This window comes from Burkholderia sp. SIMBA_051 (assembly GCF_046534915.1).
GTDB classification, from domain to species: Bacteria; Pseudomonadota; Gammaproteobacteria; order Burkholderiales; family Burkholderiaceae; genus Burkholderia; species Burkholderia ambifaria.
The window spans coordinates 1-266 of the sequence record NZ_JAWRXS010000364.1; the positions used below are offsets into that span (position 1 = coordinate 1).

The following is a 266-nucleotide window of genomic DNA, read 5'->3' on the forward strand; positions in this document are numbered from 1 at the left end:
GGCGAGCAACGCGCCCAGGGGCTGGATCGCGCCCGGGACGTGAATCGGTTCGCTGTCGCAGTTCGCGAGCGTGACTGGCGGATGCGACTGGGTGGGCGCATTCATTCTAGGCTTGTCCTGGAGGTGCGCAATGTGTTGTCATTATGTCAAAGTTCTTGCGAATGTGTGCATATGCAGCGTAGGGGATTTTGGCGCGCGCCGCCTCGTCTTTTGGGCGTCCACCATCCCCCTGGCCGTTTGGCGCAAGCGGCCGGATTATTCCGGAG

The 266-nt window shown here is 61.7% G+C and carries 1 protein-coding gene; it reads right to left on the reverse strand.

The window, feature by feature from the left end; genetic code table 11:
- Positions 1–105 (reverse strand): hypothetical protein (locus SB771_RS34875; RefSeq protein ID WP_410722023.1); only part of this gene is annotated, 105 nt, incomplete at its 3' end.
- Positions 106–266: the final 161 nt, after the last annotated feature.